The organism is Curtobacterium sp. Csp1 (genome assembly GCF_013347185.1).
Map to the genome: position 1 here is coordinate 3,019,810 of NZ_CP054594.1, position 23,451 is coordinate 3,043,260.

At 70.3% G+C, this 23,451-nt stretch carries 41 protein-coding genes; all 41 read left to right on the forward strand.

Annotated features, from left to right (window positions below; genetic code table 11):
- Nucleotides 1–3 precede the first annotated feature (3 nt).
- Entirely contained in the window at nt 4–393 is a 390-nt protein-coding gene (locus HUN58_RS14460; protein WP_180225033.1) for a hypothetical protein, read from the forward strand.
- Nucleotides 390–557: a hypothetical protein gene (locus HUN58_RS14465; RefSeq protein WP_180225034.1), complete on the forward strand. Its 168-nt coding sequence runs from the start codon at nt 390–392 to the stop codon at nt 555–557. Before HUN58_RS14460 ends, HUN58_RS14465 begins: the two co-directional genes overlap by 4 nt.
- Nucleotides 554–856 carry a hypothetical protein gene (locus HUN58_RS14470; RefSeq protein WP_180225035.1) on the forward strand — a complete coding sequence of 101 codons (303 nt, stop codon included), beginning with the start codon at nt 554–556 and terminating at the stop codon, nt 854–856. The genes HUN58_RS14465 and HUN58_RS14470 overlap by 4 nt, the downstream gene beginning before the upstream one ends.
- Nucleotides 841–1,392 carry a hypothetical protein gene (locus HUN58_RS14475; RefSeq protein ID WP_180225036.1) on the forward strand — a complete coding sequence of 184 codons (552 nt, stop codon included), beginning with the start codon at nt 841–843 and terminating at the stop codon, nt 1,390–1,392. Before HUN58_RS14470 ends, HUN58_RS14475 begins: the two co-directional genes overlap by 16 nt.
- On the forward strand, nt 1,389–1,727 hold the full coding sequence (locus tag HUN58_RS14480; RefSeq protein ID WP_180225037.1) for a hypothetical protein: 339 nt from the start codon (nt 1,389–1,391) through the stop codon (nt 1,725–1,727). The genes HUN58_RS14475 and HUN58_RS14480 overlap by 4 nt, the downstream gene beginning before the upstream one ends.
- Nucleotides 1,724–2,884, forward strand: coding sequence for a YqaJ viral recombinase family protein (locus HUN58_RS14485; protein WP_180225038.1), 1,161 nt, complete (start codon nt 1,724–1,726; stop codon nt 2,882–2,884). Before HUN58_RS14480 ends, HUN58_RS14485 begins: the two co-directional genes overlap by 4 nt.
- On the forward strand, nt 2,881–3,831 hold the full coding sequence (bet, locus tag HUN58_RS14490) for a phage recombination protein Bet (RefSeq protein ID WP_180225039.1): 951 nt from the start codon (nt 2,881–2,883) through the stop codon (nt 3,829–3,831). The genes HUN58_RS14485 and bet overlap by 4 nt, the downstream gene beginning before the upstream one ends.
- The gene (locus HUN58_RS14495; protein WP_180225040.1) at nt 3,828–4,184 is read left to right on the forward strand and encodes a hypothetical protein; all 357 of its coding nucleotides are present in this window, start codon (nt 3,828–3,830) and stop codon (nt 4,182–4,184) included. The genes bet and HUN58_RS14495 overlap by 4 nt, the downstream gene beginning before the upstream one ends.
- Nucleotides 4,181–4,606 carry a hypothetical protein gene (locus HUN58_RS14500; protein WP_180225041.1) on the forward strand — a complete coding sequence of 142 codons (426 nt, stop codon included), beginning with the start codon at nt 4,181–4,183 and terminating at the stop codon, nt 4,604–4,606. Before HUN58_RS14495 ends, HUN58_RS14500 begins: the two co-directional genes overlap by 4 nt.
- Complete coding sequence (locus HUN58_RS14505; protein WP_180225042.1) at nt 4,603–5,115, forward strand: hypothetical protein; 513 nt, start codon at nt 4,603–4,605, stop codon at nt 5,113–5,115. Before HUN58_RS14500 ends, HUN58_RS14505 begins: the two co-directional genes overlap by 4 nt.
- A gap of 10 nt (nt 5,116–5,125) precedes the next feature.
- Nucleotides 5,126–5,617 carry a DUF6378 domain-containing protein gene (locus HUN58_RS14510; protein WP_180225043.1) on the forward strand — a complete coding sequence of 164 codons (492 nt, stop codon included), beginning with the start codon at nt 5,126–5,128 and terminating at the stop codon, nt 5,615–5,617.
- Entirely contained in the window at nt 5,617–5,892 is a 276-nt protein-coding gene (locus tag HUN58_RS14515) for a hypothetical protein (protein WP_180225044.1), read from the forward strand. Before HUN58_RS14510 ends, HUN58_RS14515 begins: the two co-directional genes overlap by 1 nt.
- On the forward strand, nt 5,889–6,950 hold the full coding sequence (locus HUN58_RS14520; protein WP_180225045.1) for a DNA cytosine methyltransferase: 1,062 nt from the start codon (nt 5,889–5,891) through the stop codon (nt 6,948–6,950). Before HUN58_RS14515 ends, HUN58_RS14520 begins: the two co-directional genes overlap by 4 nt.
- The gene (locus HUN58_RS14525) at nt 6,947–7,303 is read left to right on the forward strand and encodes a hypothetical protein (protein WP_180225046.1); all 357 of its coding nucleotides are present in this window, start codon (nt 6,947–6,949) and stop codon (nt 7,301–7,303) included. The genes HUN58_RS14520 and HUN58_RS14525 overlap by 4 nt, the downstream gene beginning before the upstream one ends.
- A 130-nt stretch (nt 7,304–7,433) precedes the next feature.
- A complete protein-coding gene (locus HUN58_RS14530; protein ID WP_180225047.1) occupies nt 7,434–8,243 on the forward strand; it encodes a hypothetical protein in 810 nt (269 codons plus the stop codon).
- Nucleotides 8,194–8,541, forward strand: a complete 348-nt coding sequence (locus HUN58_RS14535) for a hypothetical protein (RefSeq protein ID WP_180225048.1) — start codon at nt 8,194–8,196, stop codon at nt 8,539–8,541. The genes HUN58_RS14530 and HUN58_RS14535 overlap by 50 nt, the downstream gene beginning before the upstream one ends.
- Nucleotides 8,534–9,841 (forward strand): replicative DNA helicase, encoded by a 1,308-nt coding sequence (locus tag HUN58_RS14540; protein ID WP_180225049.1) that lies wholly within the window; start codon nt 8,534–8,536, stop codon nt 9,839–9,841. Before HUN58_RS14535 ends, HUN58_RS14540 begins: the two co-directional genes overlap by 8 nt.
- Entirely contained in the window at nt 9,841–10,233 is a 393-nt protein-coding gene (locus HUN58_RS14545; RefSeq protein ID WP_180225050.1) for a hypothetical protein, read from the forward strand. Before HUN58_RS14540 ends, HUN58_RS14545 begins: the two co-directional genes overlap by 1 nt.
- Nucleotides 10,233–10,442, forward strand: coding sequence for a hypothetical protein (locus HUN58_RS14550; RefSeq protein ID WP_208745544.1), 210 nt, complete (start codon nt 10,233–10,235; stop codon nt 10,440–10,442). The genes HUN58_RS14545 and HUN58_RS14550 overlap by 1 nt, the downstream gene beginning before the upstream one ends.
- Nucleotides 10,442–10,942 (forward strand): single-stranded DNA-binding protein, encoded by a 501-nt coding sequence (locus HUN58_RS14555; RefSeq protein WP_180225052.1) that lies wholly within the window; start codon nt 10,442–10,444, stop codon nt 10,940–10,942. Before HUN58_RS14550 ends, HUN58_RS14555 begins: the two co-directional genes overlap by 1 nt.
- Before the next feature lie 35 nt (nt 10,943–10,977).
- The gene (locus HUN58_RS14560) at nt 10,978–11,271 is read left to right on the forward strand and encodes a hypothetical protein (protein ID WP_180225053.1); all 294 of its coding nucleotides are present in this window, start codon (nt 10,978–10,980) and stop codon (nt 11,269–11,271) included.
- Nucleotides 11,268–12,173, forward strand: coding sequence for a hypothetical protein (locus HUN58_RS14565; RefSeq protein WP_180225054.1), 906 nt, complete (start codon nt 11,268–11,270; stop codon nt 12,171–12,173). The genes HUN58_RS14560 and HUN58_RS14565 overlap by 4 nt, the downstream gene beginning before the upstream one ends.
- The gene (locus tag HUN58_RS14570) at nt 12,173–12,613 is read left to right on the forward strand and encodes a hypothetical protein (protein WP_180225055.1); all 441 of its coding nucleotides are present in this window, start codon (nt 12,173–12,175) and stop codon (nt 12,611–12,613) included. The genes HUN58_RS14565 and HUN58_RS14570 overlap by 1 nt, the downstream gene beginning before the upstream one ends.
- Nucleotides 12,606–12,830: a helix-turn-helix domain-containing protein gene (locus HUN58_RS14575; protein ID WP_141861760.1), complete on the forward strand. Its 225-nt coding sequence runs from the start codon at nt 12,606–12,608 to the stop codon at nt 12,828–12,830. Before HUN58_RS14570 ends, HUN58_RS14575 begins: the two co-directional genes overlap by 8 nt.
- A gap of 321 nt (nt 12,831–13,151) precedes the next feature.
- Complete coding sequence (locus HUN58_RS14580; RefSeq protein ID WP_180225056.1) at nt 13,152–13,352, forward strand: hypothetical protein; 201 nt, start codon at nt 13,152–13,154, stop codon at nt 13,350–13,352.
- 26 nt (nt 13,353–13,378) lie between these two features.
- Nucleotides 13,379–13,645, forward strand: a complete 267-nt coding sequence (locus tag HUN58_RS14585) for a hypothetical protein (protein ID WP_180225057.1) — start codon at nt 13,379–13,381, stop codon at nt 13,643–13,645.
- A 439-nt stretch (nt 13,646–14,084) separates the two neighbouring features.
- Nucleotides 14,085–14,408 carry a hypothetical protein gene (locus tag HUN58_RS14590; RefSeq protein WP_180225058.1) on the forward strand — a complete coding sequence of 108 codons (324 nt, stop codon included), beginning with the start codon at nt 14,085–14,087 and terminating at the stop codon, nt 14,406–14,408.
- A complete protein-coding gene (locus HUN58_RS14595) occupies nt 14,356–15,981 on the forward strand; it encodes a terminase (protein ID WP_208745545.1) in 1,626 nt (541 codons plus the stop codon). Before HUN58_RS14590 ends, HUN58_RS14595 begins: the two co-directional genes overlap by 53 nt.
- A gap of 14 nt (nt 15,982–15,995) precedes the next feature.
- Nucleotides 15,996–16,202, forward strand: a complete 207-nt coding sequence (locus HUN58_RS14600; protein ID WP_180225060.1) for a hypothetical protein — start codon at nt 15,996–15,998, stop codon at nt 16,200–16,202.
- Complete coding sequence (locus HUN58_RS14605) at nt 16,199–17,629, forward strand: phage portal protein (RefSeq protein ID WP_180225061.1); 1,431 nt, start codon at nt 16,199–16,201, stop codon at nt 17,627–17,629. The genes HUN58_RS14600 and HUN58_RS14605 overlap by 4 nt, the downstream gene beginning before the upstream one ends.
- The gene (locus HUN58_RS14610; protein ID WP_208745546.1) at nt 17,626–18,360 is read left to right on the forward strand and encodes an HK97 family phage prohead protease; all 735 of its coding nucleotides are present in this window, start codon (nt 17,626–17,628) and stop codon (nt 18,358–18,360) included. Before HUN58_RS14605 ends, HUN58_RS14610 begins: the two co-directional genes overlap by 4 nt.
- Nucleotides 18,361–18,381: 21 nt before the next feature.
- Nucleotides 18,382–19,635: a phage major capsid protein gene (locus HUN58_RS14615; RefSeq protein WP_217488536.1), complete on the forward strand. Its 1,254-nt coding sequence runs from the start codon at nt 18,382–18,384 to the stop codon at nt 19,633–19,635.
- Nucleotides 19,636–19,652: 17 nt separating this feature from the next.
- The gene (locus HUN58_RS14620) at nt 19,653–19,802 is read left to right on the forward strand and encodes a hypothetical protein (protein ID WP_208745547.1); all 150 of its coding nucleotides are present in this window, start codon (nt 19,653–19,655) and stop codon (nt 19,800–19,802) included.
- Between the two features lie 12 nt (nt 19,803–19,814).
- On the forward strand, nt 19,815–20,312 hold the full coding sequence (locus tag HUN58_RS14625) for a hypothetical protein (RefSeq protein WP_208745548.1): 498 nt from the start codon (nt 19,815–19,817) through the stop codon (nt 20,310–20,312).
- A 14-nt stretch (nt 20,313–20,326) separates the two neighbouring features.
- Nucleotides 20,327–20,560 (forward strand): hypothetical protein, encoded by a 234-nt coding sequence (locus HUN58_RS14630; RefSeq protein ID WP_208745549.1) that lies wholly within the window; start codon nt 20,327–20,329, stop codon nt 20,558–20,560.
- Entirely contained in the window at nt 20,560–20,907 is a 348-nt protein-coding gene (locus HUN58_RS14635; RefSeq protein ID WP_208745550.1) for a hypothetical protein, read from the forward strand. Before HUN58_RS14630 ends, HUN58_RS14635 begins: the two co-directional genes overlap by 1 nt.
- Complete coding sequence (locus HUN58_RS14640) at nt 20,904–21,269, forward strand: HNH endonuclease signature motif containing protein (RefSeq protein ID WP_217488537.1); 366 nt, start codon at nt 20,904–20,906, stop codon at nt 21,267–21,269. The genes HUN58_RS14635 and HUN58_RS14640 overlap by 4 nt, the downstream gene beginning before the upstream one ends.
- The gene (locus HUN58_RS14645) at nt 21,269–21,544 is read left to right on the forward strand and encodes an HK97 gp10 family phage protein (RefSeq protein WP_208745552.1); all 276 of its coding nucleotides are present in this window, start codon (nt 21,269–21,271) and stop codon (nt 21,542–21,544) included. Before HUN58_RS14640 ends, HUN58_RS14645 begins: the two co-directional genes overlap by 1 nt.
- Entirely contained in the window at nt 21,541–21,963 is a 423-nt protein-coding gene (locus HUN58_RS14650) for a hypothetical protein (protein WP_208745553.1), read from the forward strand. The genes HUN58_RS14645 and HUN58_RS14650 overlap by 4 nt, the downstream gene beginning before the upstream one ends.
- A 70-nt stretch (nt 21,964–22,033) precedes the next feature.
- On the forward strand, nt 22,034–22,627 hold the full coding sequence (locus tag HUN58_RS14655) for a hypothetical protein (protein WP_208745554.1): 594 nt from the start codon (nt 22,034–22,036) through the stop codon (nt 22,625–22,627).
- Between the two features lie 93 nt (nt 22,628–22,720).
- Nucleotides 22,721–23,080 carry a hypothetical protein gene (locus tag HUN58_RS14660; protein WP_208745555.1) on the forward strand — a complete coding sequence of 120 codons (360 nt, stop codon included), beginning with the start codon at nt 22,721–22,723 and terminating at the stop codon, nt 23,078–23,080.
- The last annotated feature ends 371 nt before the right edge of the window (nt 23,081–23,451 follow it).

Sequence of the window (23,451 nt, forward strand, 5' to 3'; positions counted from 1 at the left end):
CCTATGCCCGAAATCGGGCTCTCGATCCTCCCGAAGGACCTGCGGAAGCGGGACCTCATCACCCTCCCGGACCTCGGCGACGTGCTGGTCCTCGACCTCTCCGACGCCGGCGACGCCGTGTGGGCGACCGTCTGGGACGGCGTGCACGACGTCACGACGATCCGGCTGCACAAGCTGATCCCGGTTGGCTGGCGGTCCGGTACCGAGGCGCGGGACTTCCGCGTCGTGCAGGTCCTCCGCCGCGGCGTCCCGTGGTTCGTCGTCTCGATCGCTGTCGCGCTCGTCGCCGGTCTGGCGCACGCGCCGATGTGGGGCGGCCAGGTCGTGCTGATCGTCGCGCTGTGGTTCTTCGGCGGCCTCCGCATGGCGACGACGCCGCGGGTGCTCCGATGATCGGGCACATCGCGCCGGAGGACCTGCGCACCGAGGACCCGCGGCCGACGGGGCCGACGCTCGACACGATCGACCGCGCGGAGGCCGTCGTGCGGAAGTACGCCGGCGAGCACACGGACGAAGTGCTGGACGCGCTGGGCCTGCTCGACGAGGTGCTGTCGTGATGGTCACGCTCGGCGAGGCGCTCGACGAGGCCCTGGCCGGAATGACCGTCGAGCAGCCGTCGGAGGGCAAGCGGACGTGCGAGGCGCTGCTGCCGGACGGCGACTGCGGGAACGACGTCGAGTGGATCCTGTCGTGCCGTGAGGGCGGTGAGCCGGTGCTCGCGTGTGACTGGCACATGGCGAAGCGGGTGGAGAACCCGCTGCGGCGGTGGGGCACGTGCAAGGGCTGCGGGTGGGAGGGCTACCTCGACCAGATGGTGTCCGAGCACTGGTCGGTCACGCCGTGGGCCGAGTCGTGATCGTCGTCGGCCTCGACCTGTCGCTCGCGAACACGGGCGTCGCGGTCATCCGGGCCGGGCAGGTGTTCCTGCACCGCATCGACGCGACGGCCGACGAGACCCCGCTGCGCGCCTGGCGGCGCATCAAGGCGACCGCGAGTCAGACCCTCGGCCACGTGCCGGCGGGTGCGCTCGTCGTCCTCGAGGGGCCGTCGTGGGGGTCTCGGTTCGGGAAGCCCGACGAGCGGCACGCGCAGCGGTGGATCGTCCGCGGCGGCCTCCTCGAGCGCGGACATGACGTCGTCGTCGTGGCGCCGACCACCCGCGCGAAGTACGCCGCCGGGAGCGGCAAGGCGGAGAAGCGGGCGGTGCTCGCTGCGATGCGGGCCCGTCACCCCGGACTGGCGATCCGGGACCACAACGTGGCCGACGCCCTTGCCCTCGCGGCGATGGGTGCCCGGTCCATCGGCTGCCCCATCGACGGGGAGCCGAGCAAGCAGCAGATCGAGGCCATGGGCGCCGTGTCCTGGCCGACTGACGGAAGGAGCGCGTCGTGAGCGTGCAGATCATGAAGTTGAAGCTCGAGGAGACCCGGGACGGGCTGCAGGAGGTGGAGGTCGACGAGCGCCTCGCGGCCGCGCACCTCGGCCACAAGGTGACGGCGATCGTCACGTACGAGGTGATCGGTCACCTGGACACCGCCGACGGCCGGCAGTCGCGGGTGAAGGCCGTGCACATCGAGCCGATGGAGGGCGACGGTGTCGCGGCGGCGCAGGCGCTGCAGCAGTCGGCGTACCAGGTGCGCACGGGCAACGAGACGCTGGGGATCTTCGGCGAGGACACGTCCGCTGTCGACGAGGACCTCGCGAGCCCGGACGGGGCCGAGGCGTGAGCGCCGCGACGGTGACGCTGCCCGCCGAGCTCGAGGCTCGTGCCGGGGCGTCGGACAAGGACCGGCCGGCGTGGCTGAACGAGCGCGCCCACGGCGTGACGGCGACCGAGGTGCGCGACCTGTACCTGAAGCGTCGCGGCTACCCGGGGAAGACCGAGGAGCAGCTGATCGCGGAGAAGCTGCCGTTCCTGCTCGCGACGTCGCCGGGGGAGGTCGAGGCGGCCGCGGCTGGCGGTTTCGGCGGGAACCGGTTCACGGCGTGGGGGAACACGCGGGAGCCGGTGATCGCGGAGCAGCTGCGTGAGCAGTTCGGGATGCTGCCGGAGTCGCGGGTGTTCCGCTCGGCGTCGAACCCGCGGCACCTCGCGTCGCCGGACGGGATCCGGGTCGGTGAGGACGGCCGCCTCGAGGTGTCGGAGATCAAGACGTCGGGTGTCGACATCGCGCCGGAGACGGACGCGTACCGGAAGAAGGGCTACGACATCCAGCAGACCTGGGTGACGGGCGTGATCGGTGCGTGGCGGTCGCTGTACGCGTGGGAGCAGCACGACGGCGACTGGCAGTGGCGGGGCGGTGAGTTCCAGGAGCCGGAGCCGCTGGATCTGTTCGTTCCGACGGCGTGGGTTTCGTTCGACGACGACCTGTTCGCGGAGCTCGTCGCCATCGCGGACGCGTTCCTCGAGCGGCTCGACGCTGCGTTGGCGGCGGCGCGTGCTGGTGATGGGCCGGTGGTGGACGAGGAGCTGGACACGCTCGCCGTGAACTACCTGCGCGGGCTCGACGAGGAGAAGGCCGGCGCGGACCTCAAGAAGAAGTCGTGGGATTCGATCCTCGAGCGCGTCGACGCGGGGGAGCCGGTGCTGCAGGAGACGGCCCTGACGCGGGTGTCGTTCTCGCCGGCGGTCGTCGAGGAGGAGCCGGTGTTCGGCATCGACGAGGACGCGGCGCGGGCGGCGAACCCGGAGCTGTACAGGCGCCGGGACCTGGCGCAGGCGGAGCTGGACAGCGCGCGAGACGCGCTCGGCGTGGAGGCGCTGGCCGTGGCCGCGCACGAGACGGCGTTCGCCCGGCAGACGGGCACGGAGCGCGTCGTGAAGAAGAAGGCGGCGCTGCGGGTGACCGCGGCGAAGGACACGAAGAAGGAGAAGGCGGCGTGACGAACGCAGTGGTGGCACTCCCCACGACGGGAGACGAGACGCAGTGGAACGCGTCTGAGCGGGCGCTCGTGGAGGCCGCGGGCCTCGTCACGGGCCCGGCGGCGAACCGGCGGCTGGCACCGCGCCCGGTGGTCGAGGCGTTCCTGATGCACGCGGCGCGGACCGGGCTCGACCCGATCGCGCGGCAGATCTACTGCATCGAGCGTGGCGGCAAGTGGGGCACGCAGGTGTCGATCGACGGGGCGCGCCTCGTCGCCGAGCGGACCGGGCAGTACCGAGGGCAGACGGCGACGCAGTGGACGTCGGACGGTGTGACGTGGGTCGACGTGTGGCTCGCGTCGGACGCGCCGAAGGCGGCCCGTGTGGGCGTGCACCGGGAGGGCTTCGTGGAGCCGCTGTACGCGGTGGCGACCTTCGACGCGTACAACGCCGGCGGGAACATGTGGCGGAAGATGCCGGCGCTGATGCTCGGGAAGTGCGCGGAGATGCTGGCGCTGCGGAAGGCGTTCCCGCAGGACCTGTCGGGGCTGTACTCCACGGAGGAGATGGACCAGGCGCAGGCGGGTCGTGCGCAGCAGCAGCGTCCTCAGGAGCCGGAGCAGCCGGCGCTGGTCGCTGAGGTGGTGGAGCCGTCGGAGGACTGGTTCGCTGCGGCCGCGGCGGTGTCGTCGCGGGACGAGGCGAACGCGCTGTGGCGGCGGATCCCGAAGCCGGAGCGGTCGGCAGAGCTCGAGGCGGCTGTGAAGGCGCGCCTGGTGGTCCTGGCGGAGGCGGAGAAGCCGTCGGAGCCGGAGGCGGCGCCGCAGTGGGCGGAGCAGGGGCAGCCGGTGACGGACTGGGCGACTGCTGAGGTGCCGCAGGCGGACGAGGACGTGGAGACGGTCGACGGGGTGCTCGATGGCACCGAGGTCGAGCAGGCGGCGCCGAGCAGCGGGTACGACCGATGAGCGGCGAGGAGCCGTCCGTGCAGGTGTCCGCGTCGCTGCCGACACGCGAGCAGATCGCGGAGACGTTGTACGTCCAGCAACAGACCCCCGCGGCGCGGATCATCTGGGCCGAGCTGCCCGAGTGGGTGCGCTCGGCGTACCTCGGCATGGCCGACGCCGTGCTCGCCCTGTTCTCGCAGCCGATACCGGCTGCCGAGGACGCCTGGGAGCAGGCCGCGCAGATCGCAGAACGGGACTCGATTGGCGTGACGCTCGCGGACCTGAATCAGTTCCCCGTCGTGCAGGCGACCGGTACCCGGATCGCGTTCAACATCCGCGCCGAGGCCCAGAAGCAGAACGGAGCCGACCGATGACTGAGCCGACGGTGCAGATGCCCGTGTCGCTGATCGAGGAATTGCGTGAGGCTGCTGACGTCGCCTACAAGGGACCGAACGACACCGACCCGGCGATGCTGCGGCTTTACGCCGACAAGATCCGGCGTGGTTACCCCGGCGGCGGGAGCAACCTCACCGCGGCGGTAGCGCGAGTGCTCGACGTGGTGGCCGACGCCCTCGTGTGGCAGCCGACCACGACCGCCGACCAGCCCCGCATCGAGGACTTGGAATCGGGGACGCTGCTCGAACTCGGCAAGCGGTGGACCGTCGCCAGGGACCACGACGGTGTCACGTTTCTGTACGCCGAGAACGACGGCTACTCGACGCTCATGCCCGCGTCAGCCGTCGACCCGTCCACGATCCGCGACGTGACCCCGCCGACCATGGAGCAGGTCTCGTGAGCGCGGTGGATGCCGGCACGGGCGAGGTCATCGACGAGCCGGGCCTCGACCCTCGGATCCTGCGGGTGCTCGCGTCGGTCGGCATCCACCGGCCGGACCGGCAGGACCGGCTGCACGTCGCGCTCGTGAACGCGGTGGGCCGGACGGTGAGCGGGTCGTACGGTGCGCAGCTGATCGCGATGCGGTTCGAGGTCGCGCAGTTCCTGCGGGACGCGGGCTCGGCGTACGCGACGGCGAAGGCGAAGCACGAGCACTACATCGCGGCGACGACGGTGCGGGAGGTCGCGGCGAACAAGACGTCTCGGGCTCTGGCGCAGCAGATGGCGGAGGCGTCGGACGACGGTCACCGGCTGCTGCTCGAGCTGCTCGTCGCGGAGAAGCGGGAGCAGTGGCTCCGGAAGCTCCTCGACACGTTCGCTGCGGCGGGCGACAACCACAGGACCGATCGCGCGGATCAGCGTGCGGCGGATCAGTTTCAGGCTCACGGGCTCGTCCCGGAGCAGAGGTAGGAGGCCCGTGATGGAACGGGAGAACGTGCTCGCCACGGCTGGCGAGCTGATCACGAAGGACCGCGCGGACCTGTACGGGCCGCCGGAGAAGTCGTTCGGCCGGATCGGTGCCCTGTGGGGCGCGATGCTCGGGATGGAGGCGATCGCGCCGGAGATGGTGGCGCTGATGCTGGTGCAGCTGAAGGTGTCGCGGATCGTGTCGTCGCCGTCGCACGAGGACTCGTGGGTGGACCTGTGTGGTTACGGGGCGCTCGGCGGCGAGCTAGCGACTGCGCCGCGCTCCATGCCGGCTGGGGTGCCGATGCCGCTGCAAGTCGGCGACCGAGTGCGAGTCCTTCCCGCGTCCGGTCACGGCGAGTGCGTGAATCTCGGAGTCGGCCGGATTGAGGAGGTCGTGGACGACGGCAGCCCGGTGCTCTACAAGGCGGCGTGGACGGTCGACGGCGAGTACAGCGCCCACACCGGCAACAGGAGCCACTTCGAGTTCGTCGGAGGTGCGTGATGGCTGACGAACGGAAGTGCTACGCGGGCGACCTGGGGTCGGACGCGCTCGGGAAGACGGTCGTCGTCCCGGAGCACGGGCTCGACGGTGAGCGTCGCGGCGTGGTCGTGGCGGTGTCGCACGGGACTGGGTTGACGGGGAAGCCGATCACGACGGTGCAGGTGCGGCCGTTGGGGTCGATCGGTGTGCAGCAGGCGTGGACGGTGGACGCGACCGTGGTCGTGGAGGTGCGTGCGGCTCGGGTCGCGGTGGTGCCGGGCGGTGACGCGGCGTGATCGCCCTGGACCTGTTCGCTGGCGTCGGGTGGGCGCTCGCCTGCCGCGCGCTCGGTATCACGGACCGGGGCGTCGACAACGCCGCGACCGTGGTCGAGACACGACGCCGCGCGGGTCTCGAGACGATCTACCGGGACGTCTGGGATGGCCTGTTCGGCGTGCACGGGGTCGGCCGCTACGAACTCCTCATCGCGTCCCCGCCGTGCCAGACGTTCAGCGCCGCGGGCAAGGGTGCGGGGCGAAAGGCGCTCGACGAGGTGCTCGCAGCCGTCCACGCTGGGCTGTGGCGGGACCCGATCGCGCTCCACGCACTCACCGTCTCGCTCGACCCGCGTACCGCTCTCGTGCTCACCCCGCTGGCGCACGTCTACCGCGACCGCCCCCAGTACGTCGTGCTCGAGCAGGTCGTGCCCGTCCTCCCCGTGTGGGAGGCGTACGCGGCTGTGATGCGTGAACTCGGCTACTCGGTCGTGACAGGCGTCCTCAGCGCCGAGCAGTACGGGGTGCCGCAGACTCGACGCCGCGCGATCCTCATCGCGCGGCGCGACGGTCTCGAGGCGAGCATGCCGACGCCAACGCATTCGCGCTTCTACGCCCGAGACCCGGAGCGCCGAGATGCGGGCGTGCACTCGTGGATCAGCATGGCCGATGCCCTCGGCTGGGGCTTGTCGGGACGCCCGGCTCCAACGATCACCGGTGGCGGCACTGAGACGGGCGGAGCCGAGCCCATCGCGAAGCTCGCCCGGTACACGAGCCGCCCCGACTGGTGCTTCCAGCGGCCCGCCACCACCATCGTCGCCGACCCACGAGTCGGCGGCCCTGGCCGGTCCGAGTTCGTGAAGGGTGGCGTCTCACGGCAGGACCGTCCGGGATCGCTGCGGCTCGAGCCTGATGAGGCTGCCGTGCTCCAGTCGTTCCCCCGAGGGTTCGATTGGGCGGGCGGCAAGGGGGCCCAGTTCCTGCAGATCGGGAACGCTGTACCGCCGCTGCTCGGGCAGCACGTGCTCGCGGCTGCGACGGCTGGCGTGCGCGAGATGCCGACGGCGGTGGCGGCATGAGCTCGCAGACCCCGAAGGTGCTCCTGGCGGCCCTCGAGGAGCGCGACGGCCGCCGGTCCGCGTGGACGGGCAACGAGGGCGACACGCTCGTCCCGCAGCACCGTCAGGGCGGGATGGGTGGCAGGGCGGACAAGCACCGGCTGTCGAACGTGGTGTGGCTCGAGTCGGACGTGAACGGGCTGATCGAGTCGGATCCCGAGTGGCAGGCGGAGGCGTTGCGGCGGGGGATCAAGATCAGCGGTCACGCGGATCCGGAGCTGACGGAGGTGCAGCACGCGGTGCACGGGATGGTCCTGCTGCGTGATGACGGTCAGGTGGTGCCGGTGTTCCCGGGGGTCGTGTCGTGGGGCTGAGCAGGGCGGCTGTGCTGGCGCACCTGGCCCGATGGGAAGCCCACCGTGACCCTGTCGTCGCGGCGGTCGCCGAGGGCATGAGGACGCGCATCGAGGCGGGCGAGATGGACAAACGAGAGAAAGAGAGCTGATGGTCATCCCGGTCGAAGAAGCGACGGCACCGGACTTCATCCAGGTGCGCGCGGCGCTCGTCAAGCGGCTGGGCGCGAACCCGGCGATCGTGTGGACGCTGGTTGGATTCCGGTCTGCTGAGGGCAGCCCGTACGGCTACGAGCGCGACGGCAAGGTGTGGTGGCGGGCGAACCTCGCGGACGTCTCCCGAGCGTCCGGCCTGTCCGTGGACCAGGTCCGGCGTTCACTCGCCCGGCTGGAGGAGCAAGGGCACGTGGAGGTCGTCGAGCACGCCCTCGATGGGAACTGGGACCACACGAAGTCGTACCGCACCCTGATGCGGCGGAATCGCCACATCGAAGCGGCGGAATCAACAGATGTTGATGTGGCGGAATCGCCGAATCCTCCTATAAGACCCCTTGAAGAAGGGGAGAGCACTACGTGCTCTCTGGAGGCTGGCGGAATCGCCACATCGGATGAGCTCTTCGAGGCGGCCTGGAAGCACTGGCCGAAGGCAGAGAAGAAGAAGCCCGCCCGGGAGAAGTTCCTGCGTCTGGTGAGAGCGAAGACGATCACGGCTGAGGAGCTTGCCGCGGCGATCGCTAATCACGGAGACGCGTACCGGCTGACGACGCCGAAGCACTTCGTGCCGGGCCTCATCTACTGGCTGAACCAGGAGCGCTGGGGTGAGCCGCTGCCTGTCGCTCGGGCCGGTCGCGGTGAGGAGCGGGTGGCGGAGAGTGTCGCGCTCGTCCAACGACTGCGAGAGGAGGAAGCGCATGCAGGTCTCGGAAGTGGCGCAGCTGCTGCTCTGGGCGCAGGGCGTTGACGGTCGGGTGCTGTCGGAGCTGTCGGCCCGGACGTGGCATCAGCTGATCGGGCACCTGCAGTTCGAGGACGCGCTCGAGGCGGTGCGGCAGCACTACCGCGAGGAGCACCGGTGGGTGATGCCGGCGGACGTGCTGAAGCTCGCGACGCCGACACCCCGGCACGGAGCGGACGCGACGGCGGAGCTGCTGGCGGAGCAGAAGGCGGCGTGGTGCGCGGCACACGGCGTGACCGTCGAGGAGTTCGACGAGCACGAGCACGACATGGAGTGGATCAAGGCGGTGGAGCGGCATGGATGACGAGCAGCAGTACGACCAGGTGGCGGAGCAGACCGTCGTCGGCGCGATGCTCCTGGACCGGGAGGCGATCTGGACGGCGCTCGAGACGCTGGCGCCGACGGACTTCTACCAGCCGAAGCACGAGGTCATCGCCCGGGCGGCGATCGCTCTCGCCGAGCGCGACGAGCCGTCGGACGTGATCGCGGTCAGCAACGAGCTCGAGAAGACCGGCAACATGACCCGCGCCGGCGGGATCGGCTACCTGTTCGAGCTGACGACGCTCGTCGGGTCGGTCGTGTCCGTCGGCTACTACGCGGACATCGTGCGGCAGAAGGCGATCCGTCGCCGCCTGCACGGTGCCGGGCAGCGGATCATGTCGATGGGTGCGGCGACCGAGGGTGACCCGTTGAAGCTCGTCGACGAGGCGCAGCAGGAGCTCGAGCAGGTCGCGCGGCACACCCGCGTGGACGTGCACGCCGTCGGCGACACCCTCGACGCTGCGATCGCTCGGCTCGAGGAGAAGCCGGAGTTCGCTCCGACGGGGTTCGAGTCGCTCGACAAGGTGATCGGCGGTCTCGCGGCCGGCAATCTGATCATCGTCGGTGCCCGGCCCGGTGAGGGGAAGACGATCCTCGGGATGAACCTCGCGACGGCGCTCGCGCGCCGCGGGATGGTCGTTTACGTGTCCCTCGAGATGTCCGAGGACGAGCTGCAGCTCCGGCTGATCTCGCAGTTCGGTGAGGTGCACATGAAGTCGCTGCGGAACCACACGCTGAACGACGAGCAGCGCAAGCGCGTCGCGATCGCCCGGCAGAAGATGCAGGGCGCGCCGATCTTCATCGACGACCAGTCGACGACGCTCGCCGAGATGCGGGCGTACATCCGGTCGGTGTCGCGCCGCGGGCAGCTCGCCGGCGTCGTCGTGGACTACTTGCAGCTGATGGAGGGCGGCGATCCGAAGCAGTCGCGGCAGGAGTTTGTCGGGTCGGTGTCGCGGCAGCTGAAGCTGCTCGCGAAGCAGCTCCGGGTGCCGGTGATCGCGCTGTCGCAGCTGAACCGTCTCGTGGAGGGCCGGAAGTCGCGGGTGCCGATCCTGTCGGACCTCCGCGAGTCGGGGTCGATCGAGCAGGACGCGGACTCGGTGCTGCTGCTCTCGTACGACCGGAAGACGCCGGCGGACTTGACGGTCGCGGTGGGCAAGAACCGGCACGGGGAGCTGGGGGAGGTGTCGTTGATCTGGCAGGGCCAGTTCGCGCGGCTGAGGGACAGGACGTGGTCGCCGTACGGTGCGGTGGCCCTCGACGGGACGGAGGCGGCGTGATGAGCGCGAAGACGGACAAGGAAGAGGCGATTGCGGTCGAGGTGCTGCACGAGCGGGACCGTCAGGCCGCGAAGTGGGGTGAGCAGAACCACCCCGACGGAACTGGGCCGCGCGTGATGCTCCTCGGGGACTTCCCGTACAGCTACGACGTGCACGCCCCCAAGCAGACCAGCCCGCTGGACAGCTGGACAGCGACCGAGCTGAGCGACACCGCGAAGGCCAACACCGACATCGCCGCGAAGAACGACAACGTGGCCTGGAGCGACATCCTCCTCGAGGAGGTGTTCGAAGCGCTGGCCGAGGACGACCCGACGAAGCTCCGCGCCGAGCTCGTGCAGGTCGCGGCCGTCGCCCAGCAGTGGATCGGCGCTATCGACCGGCGGACCGCCTGATGGGCGTGCAGCGCACGAAGACCGAGACCATCGCCGACGCGTGGGCGGACGACTTCGGCGGCGTCGCCGTCGAGGCCCGCGGCGTTCAGGTGCAGCTCGAGATCGCGGAAGCCGCCGAGCTCCGCGACCTCATCGACAAGGCAATCGACCGGGCCCTGGAGTGGTCCGGCGCTACGAAGGCCGCCACGGCGGCAGAGACGAGGAACTGATGGCTGGCGAGACCGTGATCACCGTGGTGGGGAACCTCACCGCGGACCCCGAGCTCCGGTACACGCAGAACGGGCTGGCGGTGGCGAACTTTACGATCGCGTCGACGCCGCGGACGTTCGACCGTCAGGCGAACGAGTGGAAGGACGGCGACGCGCTGTTCCTCCGTGCGAGCGTGTGGCGCGAGTTCGCCGAGCACGTGGCGGGCTCGCTGACGAAGGGCATGCGCGTCATGGCGCAGGGCCGTCTCCGTCAGCGCTCCTACCAGGACCGTGAGGGCCAGCAGCGCACGAGCATCGAGCTCGAGGTCGACGAGATCGGCCCGTCGCTGCGGTACGCGACGGCGCAGGTCACGCGGGCCTCTGGCGGCCGTGACGGCGGCCAGGGCGGGCAGCAGGGCGGCGGGCAGGCGTGGGCGACGCAGGGGAGCCAGCAGCAGCCGCAGAGCACGTGGTCGGCACCGCAGGGCGACGCGACGTACGACGACGAGACCCCGTTCTGATGGGCCGGGCACGCACGCGGGAGAACTTCCCCCGCATGAAGGACCGCGCGGCCGGACGACGTCTGCGCAACCAGGGCCGGCAGGTTGTGGCATTCGTCCGCATCATCCCCCAGCTCAGCCGCTTCATGCAGCAGCTCGGAGACGCCATCGCCGAGATCGGTCGGACCGCGGTGCGGGCGGCCGAAGTGATCGGCCGCAGCTTCTACCTCGTGGTGAGACTCGCCAGATGGATCGAACGACAGCGCAACCGCGACCGCTGGGTCGCAACCCATCAGCTCCCCGCACACCCGTCGCCCTGGGCGGCACCGATCACGAAGGAGGCACCGTGACCGACACCATCACCCCCGAGGTCGACGCGGAGACAGCGTTCGCTCTCGCCGCGGTCCGCGCCCGTCGACAGCTCAACGACGCTGCCGGCCTCATCGCCTACGCCCGGTCCCTCGCCATCCCGTCCCTCGGTGTCATGGGCGACGGCATGCCGCGCGCCGCGTCGAAGGAGGCCCCGCTCCCGTTCCGCGCCGACGCGATCGACGACACCGACGACGCGTACGCGCGCCTCATCCAGTGGGTCACCTACTGGGCCGACGCCCTGCAGGTGAACCCGCCGGCGACCGTCGTCGTCGTGTGGAAGCGCGGCGACGAGGAGCAGGGCTTCCGAGCCGAAGCCACCCCGGCCGGCGCGGGCGAGCTCGTGAAGATCCTCGTCACGTGGCTCCTCATCCGGTGGGACGCGATCGTGCTCCACGACAGCGGTCAGGTGTTCGTCACCGACATCGGCGACATCTTCCGCCCGCTGTTCGGCAAGTACCCGCGCCGACCCCAGCGGGAGCGTCAGGTGCTGCCCCGCCCCTGCGAGGTCTGCGACCACTACGCCGTCGGCGCCGAGTGGGCCTCGGAGGACGTCACCGACTTCGTGGTCCGCTGCGACCACTGCGACGACACCGTGCCGGGCGCGACGTACCTCGCGTCGGAGAAGACCGCACGGAAGCTCATGCAGGAGCTGCGCGAGGAGCGGCAGGTCTGGGACCGTGGCGCCGTGCTCCGGTTCTACGACGAGCACGGCTACTACCCGGCTGACGGGGAACCCCTCGACAAGCCGCGAGCAGCACCGGCGTGCGCGGCGACGGCGATGGTGCAGCGGCGGCCCGCGGTCTGCGCGCGGCGTCTCGGGCATGACGGGCCGCACCGGTCGCTCGCGACCGGCACGGCGGTCGAGTGGGGTGAGGACTGATGCCGATCCTGAACTACACGACCGAGATCGCGGTCGGGAAGACGATGGGGGAGATCCAGACCGCCCTCGCTCGCCGTGGAGTGCAGCGGATCTCGACCCTGTTCGACGACGACGGCACCCCGGCCGGTCTCGGCTTCACCATGAAGACCGACTACGGCATCCGTGAGTTCGAGCTGCCCGTGCGGACCGCCGGCGTGCTCGCCGCCATGCAGCGGGACGCGAAGGTTCCCCGCGCGAAGCAGACCACCGAGCAGGCCGCTCGTGTGGCCTGGCGGATCGCGAAGGACTGGCTCGAGGCGCAGGCGGCCCTCATCGACGCGGGCCTCGCGTCGCTCGACGAGGTGATGCTGCCGTACATGCTCTCGCCTGGCGGCCGCACCTTCTACGTCGAGGCGCGGGAGACGATGCTCGCGATCGAGAGCGGCGGTGGCGGTGGCTGACGACTGGTGGACGAAGGCGCAGGCGATCAAGCACCTCGGCATCACCCGCCAGACCCTCAGCGGTTACATCACCAGCGGCGCCGTCACGGTCTACGGCCGGGGCAGGGAGAAGCTCCTTCGCCGCGAGGAGGTCCAAGCCGAGTACCGACGCCGCCAGCTGAAGCGCAAGACCGGCCGGTGGGGACACGCCGCACGACGGACACCTCCCGGTACCTGACAAACCCGTGCTAGCCTTGCGGCAGCCAACCACTACGTCACGGTTGCCAGCACGCTTCCGAAGGCCCTCACCATCACCGGTGGGGGCCTTCGTCGCACCCCCGGTGAGGCGTCGTTGCCCCGGGCCACGGGCTGATCCGCCCGGCCGTCGGAGGCGAACGGATCCCGGGCCGGCAGCTTTCGGGAGCGCGCCGGCCCGCAGACTTCGGCGGGGACGTCAACGCGGGCTGCCACAGGACCGCGAAGGACGCTCATCACGGGGACCTCCAGGCTCCGAGGCGTACCTGCGTCCCTGCCGGACCTACACGACGGGAGAGCACCGATGGCCGTCAGTCTCGGCAACGACTTCGACCGCGCGGTCCTCGAGGCCGCAGGCGTGGACCCGGCGGGCGCGCAGCTCGGCACCGTCCAGATCGACGCGCTCCCCACCGACGGGCCGGTGACGATCCGGTACACGGCAGTCGCGACCGCGCCGGCCGCCGCGGTCCGGGAGCTGATCTGCAAGACGGCCGACGTGCTGTGAGCAAGCACCACCCGTCGACTCGCCGGATGCGCGCCGTCCGCGAGGAACGCCGCACCGCCTGGGCGGCCGAGGACGCACCGTGCTGGCTGTGCGGGCAGCCGATCGACTGGACCGTCCCAGACAGCAGCACGGACGGGTCGTTCGAGTACGACCACTACTGGCCTGCATCCACCCACCCCGAGCACTACGACGACCCCGCGAACGGACGCCCGTCGCATCGGGGCTGCAACCGCGACCGCGGCAACGGCGCCCCGCGCGCTGGCCTTGGCACCCTGTCCCGCGCATGGCTGTGACCGAGGACCCGCACCTCAGCGCACACCGGACGCGGACGAACCGACGCCCAGAGCCGCCCCTCCACCCGGACGCTGTGGCCGAACTCGACCGGGTGATGGGCGACGTCGTGAGTGCCACCTCACAGGGGACGGACGTGACCCCGTCGCCCTGGGTGGTGCACGGTACGGGCAGGGCTGACCAGCCTGGTACAAGGGGCACCACAAACCCTAATACAAGAGGCAACACAAGTGGTGCTACAAGCCTTGACACAAGTCAGGCAGTACAAGACCCGACACAACCCGGGTAGGGGCGTCACCATCGCCACAACCCCAGAACACGAAGCACCCCCCGCCATAAGTGTTCCTCTCCCCCCGCGTTTCTGACGCGTTTTTGCAACCAGAGAGGCCCCAGATCATGCCTGAGGGACGAAAGGCCGCCAGCCGGGAGCACAGGGCCGCTGTGACGCGCATGCTGAAGGCCACTGGGCTGCTCCGCATCCCCGAGGAGGCTCCGCTCGTCGCGCTGGTGAAGTCGCTGGCGAAGGAGATGGACGAGGGTGGCGGGTCGCGGACGTATTCGGCGTACCTGTCGGCTCTGAAGGACGTCCGACGGGTGCTGGATCGCGCTCCCGGGTCCGCGGCCCTGCCGAGCGCGCCGGTGCCGAGTCCGGCCGACGCCGACGAGGTCTCCTCGGAGGAGAAGGCGCCGGTTGATCAGGAGGTCCTGGACTTTGCAGGTTTCGCAGCAACTAAGGGTCGCCCTCCGCGGCGGCAAGGGGCGTGAGGAGCCGCGCGTCTGGACGCGTCCGCTCCGGCCGCTGTCGCCGGAGACGTCGCACGGGTTCCACGTGATCGAGTTCGCCCGGGTGTACCTCGGCGTGACGCTGCGGCCGTGGCAGTGCTGGCTGCTGATCCACGCGCTCGAGCTGCTCGAGGACGGCACGTACCGGTTCCGCAAGGTGATCATCATCGTCGGCCGCCAGAACGGGAAGACGAAGCTGATCGAGGTGCTTGCCGCGTGGTGGCTGTTCGTGGACTCGGAGTCGTTCCCGGACCACATCGCGGCGCACGATTTCCTCGTCCTCGGGACGGCGCAGGACCGCGACACGGCGAAGAAGGTGTGGCGGCGCGTCCTCGAGCGGTCGAACCCGGAGGTGCTGCGCTGGCCGGACCGGTTCACGCCGGCGGAGCGCGAGGTGCTGGTCCCGGTGCTCGCGAAGCAGTCGCGGACGCCGTCGACGACGAACGGGTCTGAGGCGATCCGCCTCGCGAACGGGGCCCGGTACGAGATCGCGGCGCTCGCGTCCGGCGGTGCCCGCGGCGACTCGACGGCGCGAGCGATCATCGACGAGCTCCGGGAGCAGAAGACGTGGGACGGCTGGGCGGCGTTCTCGAAGACGCTGAACGGCACGTTCAACTCGCAGATGTGGGCGATCTCGTCCGCCGGCGACGCCCGGTCGGTGGTGCTCGCTGACCTGCGGGCGTCCGCGACGGAGACGTGCCGGCTGTGGTCCGAGTACGTCGAGACGGGGCTGCAGGCCGCCGAGGACTTCGCGAACGAGCACGACACCACGAACGGCCTGTTCGAGTGGTCGGCGCACGAGGACGCGGCGATCGACGACCCGGAGGGGTACTTCCAGTCGAACCCGTCGATCGGGTACGGCTACAACGTCGAGCAGCTGCTCTCCGACCTCGCCTCCGGTGAGCCGGAGGTCGTCACGAAGACCGAGGTGCTCTGCCAGTGGGTCACGGCGAGCATCGACGCGCACCTCGACGCGGGCGCGTGGGCTGACTGCGCGGACCCCTGGTCCGAGCCCGCCGAGGGGGCACGGTGGATCCTCGGCGTCGACACTGGCGCTGATCGCGAGATGACGTACGTGTCTGTCGTCGGCGACCGGGCGGACGGGCTGCTGCACTGCGAGCTGATCGCGCAGCGCCCCGGCATGCTCTGGGTTGTCGACGCGGTGAAGCGCGCGGCCGAGAAGAACGGCATCACCGAGGTCGCGCTGCAGACCCGCGGCGCCCCGTCGGCCGAGTTCGCGGAACCGCTCGAGAAGGCCGGCTTGACCGTGCACCGCATCGAGGGCACCGCGCTCGGTTCGTCGGCCGGGCAGACGAAGGACCGGGTCCGGCAGCGGACGCTCCGGCACCGCGGCGACCAGGAGTCGCTGAACCTCGCCGTGTCCGGCGCGGTGTCCCGGAAGCTCAACGAGGTCCGCGTCTGGGACCGCATCAACAGCGTCGTGGACATCGCCCCGATCGTCGCCGTCTCGGCCGCGCAGTGGGCGCACGACAACACCGAACCCCCCGAGCCGTTCACGTCCGCATACGAGGACGAGGAGCTGCTCGTGGTCTGATGAAGGGACCGCGCGTGCGTGAGCTCAAGACCCTGACGGGCCGGACGGTCATCGTCGTGACGGCGGAGACGGCCCTCGAGGGCGTCGTCGAGTCCGCGACCCGCACCTGCGTGACCCTCGTGGACGCGCGAGCCGTCGACGGGCCGACCCCGGTCCCCGTCGACGGCTCGGTGCTCGTCCCGACGGCGCGGATCGCGTACGTGCAGGTGGTGCCCGCATGAGCGCCGTGTTCCAGACTCTCGGCGAGCTGTCCACGCACCTCGCCGGCACGAACATTGAGGTCGTCGACCCGGGGATCCCGCTCGTCGAGTGGGCCGCGGAGCTGTCGAACGACCCGTCGTGGAAGAACCAGCCGTCGATCCGGAAGGTCGTCGGGTTCGCCGCGCGGAACATCGCGTCGGTCCCGATGCACCTCTATGAGTTCGTCGGCGAGCAGGACCGCCGCCGGGTGCGTGACGGGGCGCTCGCCGAGGTGCTGCGGCGGCCGTCGCGAGCCCCTGGCGAGACGGCGTACCGGTTCTGGGAGCGGGTCCTCATCGAGGGCCTGATCTATGACCGGTTCGCGGTCCGCATCGTCGAACGCGACGACGGCTACGAGCTCGTCCGGATCCCGGCCCGCCTGGTCACGTTCGCCGCGGACGCGCTCGACCGGATCACGTCGGTGAACGTCCGGAAGCCCGACGGGACCGTGCAGGAGCTTGACCCGGCTGGGTTCATCCTCGACGCCGGCTACGCGACGAAGGGCGCCAGCGGCACGTCGCCCCTGAAGACCCTCCGCGACCTCCTCGACGAGCAGACGGAGGCGGTCCGGTACCGCCGGTCGATCTGGCGGAACGGCGCACGCACCGCGGGCGTCATCGAGCGGCCGGCGAACACCCCGTGGGCGGACGGTGCGCGTGAGCGGTTCGGCCGCTCGTGGCAGAACTTCTCCCGCGGCGGCGGCCAGGAGGGCGGCACCCCGGTCCTCGAGGACGGCATGCAGTACAAGGCCGTCGACGCGTTCCGGCCCCGCGACACCCTCGACCTCGAGGGACGTCAGCTGACGGACGCGGAGGTCGCAGCGGCGTTCCACATCGCGCCCGAGCTTGTCGGCGCCCGCGAGGGCACCTTCTCGAACATCAAGGCGTTCAAGGAGATGCTCTACGGCCCCGCGCTGGGTCCGTACATCTCCGCGTGGGAGCAGACGCTCGACGCGACCCTCGTCCCGCTGCTCGGCACGCCGGACCAGTACGTCGAGGCGAACGTCGAGGCGAAGATGCGCGGCTCGTTCGAGGAGCAGGCCGGCGTCCTGTCGACGTCCGTCGGGGCGCCGTGGATGACCCGCAACGAGGCGCGCGCGAAGCAGAACATGTCCGCGATCGACGGCGGCGACGAGCTGATCACGCCGCTGAACGTCCTCGTGGGCGGTCAGGCGTCCCCGCAGGACGGGAAGACCGGCTCGGTGCTCGCGAAGTTCGCGGCCCGGCAGGAGCAGGTTGTCCGGTCGCAGAAGGCGGCCGGCGCCGACTGGTGGGACGGCCCGCGGTGGGACCGCGAGCTCGTCGCCGACCTGGTGAAGGCCGGCGTCGACGTCATCGAAGCGGCGACCGTCGCGAAGCAGTTCAACACCGAGGCGGAGCAGCGGTTCCGCGCCGAGGAGGAGTCGTGACCGTGAAGACGAAGACCGTCGACATCGAGGTCAAGGCCGATGCGCCGGACGGCGAGGGCCAGTTCACCGGGTACGCGTCGGTGTTCGGTAACAAGGACTCGTACGGCGACGTCGTCCTGCCGGGCGCGTTCGCGGAGTCGCTGAAGACCTTCGGGCCGAACGGGTCCGGGATCCCGGTCTACTGGCGGCACCGGATGGACGACCCGTACATGCTCATCGGGCAGACGATCGAGGCGAAGGAGGACGAGCACGGCCTGTTCGTGCACGTCCAGCTCGACACGTCGATCAACAACGGCGCGCAGACGTACAAGCTGCTGAAGGCCGGCCTGGTCAAGCAGATGTCGTTCGCGTACGACGTCGTCGAGGGCGCGCTCGTCGAGTCCGAGAACGACGGCTACTACTACGAGCTCCGGAAGCTCACCATCCACGAGGTGTCCGTCGTGCCGGTGGGAGCGAACCAGGAGACCGAGATCCTCGCCGTGAAGTCGGCCGCGCTCGCGGTCGCTGCCGGCGTGAAGGCGGGGCAGATCGTCCCGACCGAGGCCAGGGAAGACCTCGAGGGCGCGATCACCGCGCTCAAGGGCGCTCTGGCGACCACCACCGATCAGGAGAAGGCAGCCGGCACGCCCGACGCCAAGGACGAGGAGCCGCCCGCGGCCAAGTCCGAGGAGCAGACGACCGTCCCCGCAGCTCGAGCACTGGCGGAAGCAACCATCCAGGGCCTGCTCTAGCAGGCAGAGAGGAGCCCCATCGTGGGACTCAAGGCACAGCTGGCTGCACTCGTCTCCGAGATGCAGTCGATCGTCGACACCGCGAAGGCCGCCGGGCGCGACCTCGACGCGGAGGAGGCGAAGTCCATCGAGGCGAAGGCGGCGGAGGCCGGCGAGCTGCGCGACCGCATCGCGCGCATCGAGGCGGGCGAGAAGTCGCTCGCCGAGCTGTCGAAGGTCGTCACCGAGCCGGGCAAGACCGGCGACGCGGAGCGTGGTGACGAGGACGGCACGGAGGTGCCGCTCGGCGAGCGGTTCATGAAGTCCGCGCCGTACCAGGCGTGGAAGAAGGAGAACCCCTCCGGCGTCGGCCAGGGCACCCCGATCCAGATCGGCACGGTCCGGATCGGCTCGCTGAAGGACTTCGACGCGAACCGCAAGGCGCTCACGTCGCCGATCGCGAACATTCAGCCGATCCGCGTGCCGACCGTCGACCAGGTGCAGCGGCCGACGCTGTCCCTGCTGGACGTCGTCTCGCGTGGCACCGCGGCCGGCAACTTCGAGTACGTCCAGGTCACCTCGGTGACCCGGAACGCGAAGATCGTCCCCGAGGCCACCTCGGCGACGGACAACGCGGCGCTGAAGCCCGTCTCGGACCTCACCACGACCCTCGCGGACGCGAAGGCGTACACGTACGCCGACGGCTACGACGCGACGAACCAGCTCCTCGCCGACGCCCCGGCGTTCGCGTCCTACATGGACAACGAGCTCCGGTACTCGCTCGACTCGGTCATCGAGGACACCCTCCTCAACGGCTCGGGCACGAACGGCATCCCGAAGGGCATCCTGAACACCACCGGTGTCCAGGAGCAGGAGTACGCGACCGCCGACGGCCCGATGGGCTTCGTCAAGGCCGTCCGCCGTGCCATCACGAAGGTGACGCAGCTGCAGGGCGGCACGGTCGCGGCGATCCTCCTGAACCCGGAGGACGACGAGAACATCGACCTGCTGCAGGACGCGAACGAGCGCTTCTACGGCCAGGGCCCCTTCGGCACCGGCCCGCAGACGCTCTGGGGCCGCCCCCGCATCCTGTCGGAGGCGATCGAGCCCGGCGAGTTCCTCCTCGGCGACTTCCGCCAGGTGGCGCTCCTCGACCGTGAGGGCCTGTCGGTGCAGGCGTTCAACCAGCACAAGGACTACGCGCAGCGGAACATGACCTACGTGCGTGCGGAGCTCCGCGCGATGCAGGTCATCTGGAAGCCCGCGTACCTCGTGCACGGCGGCCCGGCCGCCTGATCGGGAGGGAGCAGCAGATGACGAGCCAGATGAAGGTCATCAACGGCGTCCGGTACCGCGAGGAGGACATCCCCGCGGCCGCGAAGGACGTCACGGTCGACGAGAAGAAGGCCGCCCCGAAAGCGAAGGTCGTCAGCAACAAGGCGGCCGCGCCGGAGAGCAAGTAGGAGGTGACGGGCGTGACGAGCATCCCCCCGATCGTCGGACCAGGACCGCGGTCGCCGCAGTTCTGGCTCGACGCAGCGCAGGGCGCCGTCCGGCGGTTCTGCGGCTGGCACGTCGCGCCCGTCATCACCGAGACGATCCGACTGGACGGGACCGGGCAGCGCACGCTCCTGGTCCCGTCCGGCCGGATCCTCGACGTCACCGCGGCGACCTCGGACGGCCGCGACGTCCTCGCGCAGGTCGACGTGTCCGGGAAGGGCATGCTCGAGCTGCGCGACGGCGGCCTTTGGTCGTCCCGACTCGGCGGCATCAGCATCACCCTCCGCCACGGGTACGAGGTCACCGAGGCACCCGACGTCGCCGGCGTCATCGCGACCGCGGCGGCGCGCGGCGGCGGCCCGGGCGGGCAGATCGTCTCCCAGGCGGTCGGGCCCGCGAACGTCCGCTACAGCGGCAACGACATCCAGCTCCTGCAGACGGAGCTCGCAACGCTCGAGCCGTACCGGCTCTGACGAGGAGACCACCGATGGTGAACATCACGGACCACCGCGGGAACCAGTTCACGGTCCCGGACGAGGTCGCCGACGACTACCGCGCTCCGGGCATCGCGGTCCCGGCGCCCGCTGACGACCCGGCACCGGACGAGCACACCCACAACGGCGACATCAGGGCGTGGGCGGACCGGCACGACGTCGACCTCGGCGACGCGACGACGAAGGCGGACATGCTCGACGTGATTCGCGCCTCGCTGGACGGCTGATGGAGTTCGCGGCCGGCGCGACCGTCGTCCGCCTCCGCGCGACGCCGATCCTGGACCCGTACTCGCAGCGGCCCGTCGGCGCGGACTGGACGGCCCCGGACACGCTCACGATCGCCGGCGCGTTCGTCGGTTCGTCGTCGTCCTCGCCGGTCGACGGCGAGCTGCGGCGCGAAGTCGTGACGACCAAGTCGCTCTACTGCGACCCTGGCGCCGACGTGCGCGTCGGCGACCGCATCGTCTCCGGCGCTCACACGTACACGGTCACCGCGGCCCCCGAGGCCGACACGAACCCGTTCACCGGGTGGCAGCCGGTGCAGGAGATCCCGCTCGAGGAGGTGTTGGGGTGAACCAGCTCATCGACAAGACCGAGAGCTGCTGGAACTGGATCGGGACGAAAAACCCCGACGGGTACGGCAAGTACCGGGGTCGTCACGCCCACCGCGTCGTGTACGAGCGTGACCGCGGCGCGATTCCGGAAGGCCTCGAGCTCGATCACCTCTGCAGGAACAAGCAGTGCGTCAACCCTGACCATCTCGAGCCTGTCACGCGAGCGGAGAACATCGATCGCCGCACCGCCGTCACCTTCCAGTGTCCGAGCGGGCACTCCTACAGCGAGGCCAACACGTACGTTCGCCCGGACGGTACTCGCCGCTGTCGTGAGTGCGTGAACGCGAGAGCTCGCGAGTACCGCGCGAGGAAGAGGCCCTGATGGCGAAGATGACGTTCAACGAGCGCTACTTCGACGAGCTGCTGAAGTCGTCGCGCGTCGACGGCCTGGTGTCGCGGATCGCGGACGGCATCGCGACGGACGCGCGCGCCTCGGCACCGGTCGACACGGGCGCCTACCGGGCGGGCATCGTCCGCCGGAAGAAGACCAGCGCGCACCGCGTTGTGCACCTCATCGTCGCGTCGGACTCGAAGTCGCTGATCATCGAGGCCCGCACCGGGAACCTCGTCCGCGCGCTCCGGAAGCGCAAGCGGTGACCGCGGTCATCTACGCGGACCTCGAGCAGTATCTCTGCGACCGGTTCCGCGCCGAGCTCGCCGCCCGTGGCCGTCCGGATGTCCTGGTGAGCAACCGGGAGCCTGGCCCGAACGAGCCGACGGCCGCGGTGATGCTGATCGTCCGCGACAACTCGGGTCCATCGAAGTCGGCGATCTCCGCCGAGCGGGACGTGAACCTGTCGGTCCTCGCCGGCACGAAGGCGGCCCCGAAGCCGGCGATGGACCTCGCACGGCTCGTCACAGCGCTCGCCGGGGACCTGGCTGGCCTCGAACCCGGCAACCCGATCGCGTACGTGCCGGAGGACGGCGTCAACGGCCCCTACTGGGTACCGGAGGACGCCGCGTACGCGCGCACGCTGACCACGGTGACGTTCGTCGTCGTCGGGCAGCCTCTCTGACCGCATCCACACCCACCCACCACCACATCGCCCCTGGCAGCAGCCGGGGGCGTCTCTCTGAAGGAGCAACATGGCTGCGGACTCGCAGGGCAACGACATCACCGCCGTCGGCATCCCGATCTCGGGGTCCGTCGGCATCGCACCGATCACCACCGCGCTGCTGACGCCGGCCGCGGGCAAGGCGTACGACCTCGAGCTCGCGGAGGCGTTCCGGAAGCTGGGTCTGCAGACCGAGGACGGCGGCCACAACTGGACGCTCGAGGCGGACGGCGACCCGATCGTCTTCTTCCAGGACGGCTACTCGATCCCGTCGGGTCTCGCGAACGCGACCCTCGTCGTGAAGCTCGCGCAGTACGACGCGCTCACCCAGGAGCTGCTGTCGGGCGCGGTGCCGGACGCGAACGGCTACATCCTCATCGACGCGGCCGGCCACTCGACCGAGTACCGGCTGTTCACCGAGGAGATCTTCAAGAACGGCGTCATCCGCCGCCGGCAGGCGGGCAAGGCGACGATCACCGGCGTTGTGGTCGACCAGTCGACTCGCGGCGAGGTGAACGGCGTCGAGGTGACCTTCAAGATCGACCGCTCCCCGGACCTCGGGAACAAGCACCTCGGCGAGTGGCTGATCAAGCCGCCCGTCGACGGTGGCACGACCGGTTCCTGACCCTGACCGCGGGGCCGCCGCTGTGGATGCCGGCGGCCCCGCACCTCACCACGCATCCACGCTCGCATCCACGACCAGGAAGGCATCCACACCATGACCGATTCCGCGTTCACCACCGAGCCCGCCGCCCCGACGATCGAGAAGACGCCGGAGCCCGAGTTCCCGCAGTTCCGCCTGATCGAGAAGAACCTCCACGTCCTCACGTCGACGCAGGGCGAGCTCGTGCTCCCGCTGCAGGTGAAGACGAAGGTCTTCCGCCGCATCTCGGAGATCGACGACGAGATGAAGCAGCTGTTCGCGATGCTCGACGACCTCGGTGACGCCGAGACCCCGCGCAAGCTCGACGAGCTCGACATCTTCGAGACGCAGAAGATCGTCGGGCGCTTCTTCGAGGAGTTCGCGGCGAAGGCGCAGGCCACCGTGGGGGAATCGCAGCGCTCCTCCAACTCGTAGAGGAGCACCGGCGCCCGCTGCGCGCCGACTTCCGCCGCTGGTTCGGGCTCAGCCTCGACGAGCTCGGCGAGACGTACACGCATGGTGAGGCGTGGGATCACGTACAGACGCTTCGGGACACCCCAGGCTCGTGGTTCCACGCCTCTCTCGCTGGTTGGGACTGGCCCGCCACCTGGGTCGACGTCGCGACGATCGCGGCGGCGTCGACGACGGTCAACGTCAACCGCGACGAGAAGAAGCAGCCGAAGCCGCTCGAGTTCGTCTGGCCGTGGCCTGACCCGGAGCAAACGGCCGAGAAGGTCACCGACGAGGAGCGCACGGCGCTCAAGGCGACGCTGAAGCGGTACTCGGCGTTCCACGACTGAGAGGGG

Bases quoted from the DNA above. Each gene is read 5' to 3' on its own strand.
- HUN58_RS14460 (WP_180225033.1), top strand. From the start codon at position 4: ATGCCCGAAATCGGGCTCTCGATCCTCCCGAAGGACCTGCGGAAGCGG.
- HUN58_RS14465 (WP_180225034.1), top strand. From the start codon at position 390: ATGATCGGGCACATCGCGCCGGAGGACCTGCGCACCGAGGACCCGCGG.
- HUN58_RS14495 (WP_180225040.1), top strand. From the start codon at position 3,828: ATGAGCGGCGAGGAGCCGTCCGTGCAGGTGTCCGCGTCGCTGCCGACA.
- HUN58_RS14500 (WP_180225041.1), top strand. From the start codon at position 4,181: ATGACTGAGCCGACGGTGCAGATGCCCGTGTCGCTGATCGAGGAATTG.
- HUN58_RS14510 (WP_180225043.1), top strand. From the start codon at position 5,126: ATGGAACGGGAGAACGTGCTCGCCACGGCTGGCGAGCTGATCACGAAG.
- HUN58_RS14515 (WP_180225044.1), top strand. From the start codon at position 5,617: ATGGCTGACGAACGGAAGTGCTACGCGGGCGACCTGGGGTCGGACGCG.
- HUN58_RS14525 (WP_180225046.1), top strand. From the start codon at position 6,947: ATGAGCTCGCAGACCCCGAAGGTGCTCCTGGCGGCCCTCGAGGAGCGC.
- HUN58_RS14530 (WP_180225047.1), top strand. From the start codon at position 7,434: ATGGTCATCCCGGTCGAAGAAGCGACGGCACCGGACTTCATCCAGGTG.
- HUN58_RS14535 (WP_180225048.1), top strand. From the start codon at position 8,194: ATGCAGGTCTCGGAAGTGGCGCAGCTGCTGCTCTGGGCGCAGGGCGTT.
- HUN58_RS14540 (WP_180225049.1), top strand. From the start codon at position 8,534: ATGGATGACGAGCAGCAGTACGACCAGGTGGCGGAGCAGACCGTCGTC.
- HUN58_RS14545 (WP_180225050.1), top strand. From the start codon at position 9,841: ATGAGCGCGAAGACGGACAAGGAAGAGGCGATTGCGGTCGAGGTGCTG.
- HUN58_RS14550 (WP_208745544.1), top strand. From the start codon at position 10,233: ATGGGCGTGCAGCGCACGAAGACCGAGACCATCGCCGACGCGTGGGCG.
- HUN58_RS14555 (WP_180225052.1), top strand. From the start codon at position 10,442: ATGGCTGGCGAGACCGTGATCACCGTGGTGGGGAACCTCACCGCGGAC.
- HUN58_RS14560 (WP_180225053.1), top strand. From the start codon at position 10,978: ATGAAGGACCGCGCGGCCGGACGACGTCTGCGCAACCAGGGCCGGCAG.
- HUN58_RS14570 (WP_180225055.1), top strand. From the start codon at position 12,173: ATGCCGATCCTGAACTACACGACCGAGATCGCGGTCGGGAAGACGATG.
- HUN58_RS14580 (WP_180225056.1), top strand. From the start codon at position 13,152: ATGGCCGTCAGTCTCGGCAACGACTTCGACCGCGCGGTCCTCGAGGCC.
- HUN58_RS14585 (WP_180225057.1), top strand. From the start codon at position 13,379: ATGCGCGCCGTCCGCGAGGAACGCCGCACCGCCTGGGCGGCCGAGGAC.
- HUN58_RS14605 (WP_180225061.1), top strand. From the start codon at position 16,199: ATGAGCGCCGTGTTCCAGACTCTCGGCGAGCTGTCCACGCACCTCGCC.
- HUN58_RS14620 (WP_208745547.1), top strand. From the start codon at position 19,653: ATGACGAGCCAGATGAAGGTCATCAACGGCGTCCGGTACCGCGAGGAG.
- HUN58_RS14630 (WP_208745549.1), top strand. From the start codon at position 20,327: ATGGTGAACATCACGGACCACCGCGGGAACCAGTTCACGGTCCCGGAC.
- HUN58_RS14635 (WP_208745550.1), top strand. From the start codon at position 20,560: ATGGAGTTCGCGGCCGGCGCGACCGTCGTCCGCCTCCGCGCGACGCCG.
- HUN58_RS14645 (WP_208745552.1), top strand. From the start codon at position 21,269: ATGGCGAAGATGACGTTCAACGAGCGCTACTTCGACGAGCTGCTGAAG.
- HUN58_RS14655 (WP_208745554.1), top strand. From the start codon at position 22,034: ATGGCTGCGGACTCGCAGGGCAACGACATCACCGCCGTCGGCATCCCG.
- HUN58_RS14660 (WP_208745555.1), top strand. From the start codon at position 22,721: ATGACCGATTCCGCGTTCACCACCGAGCCCGCCGCCCCGACGATCGAG.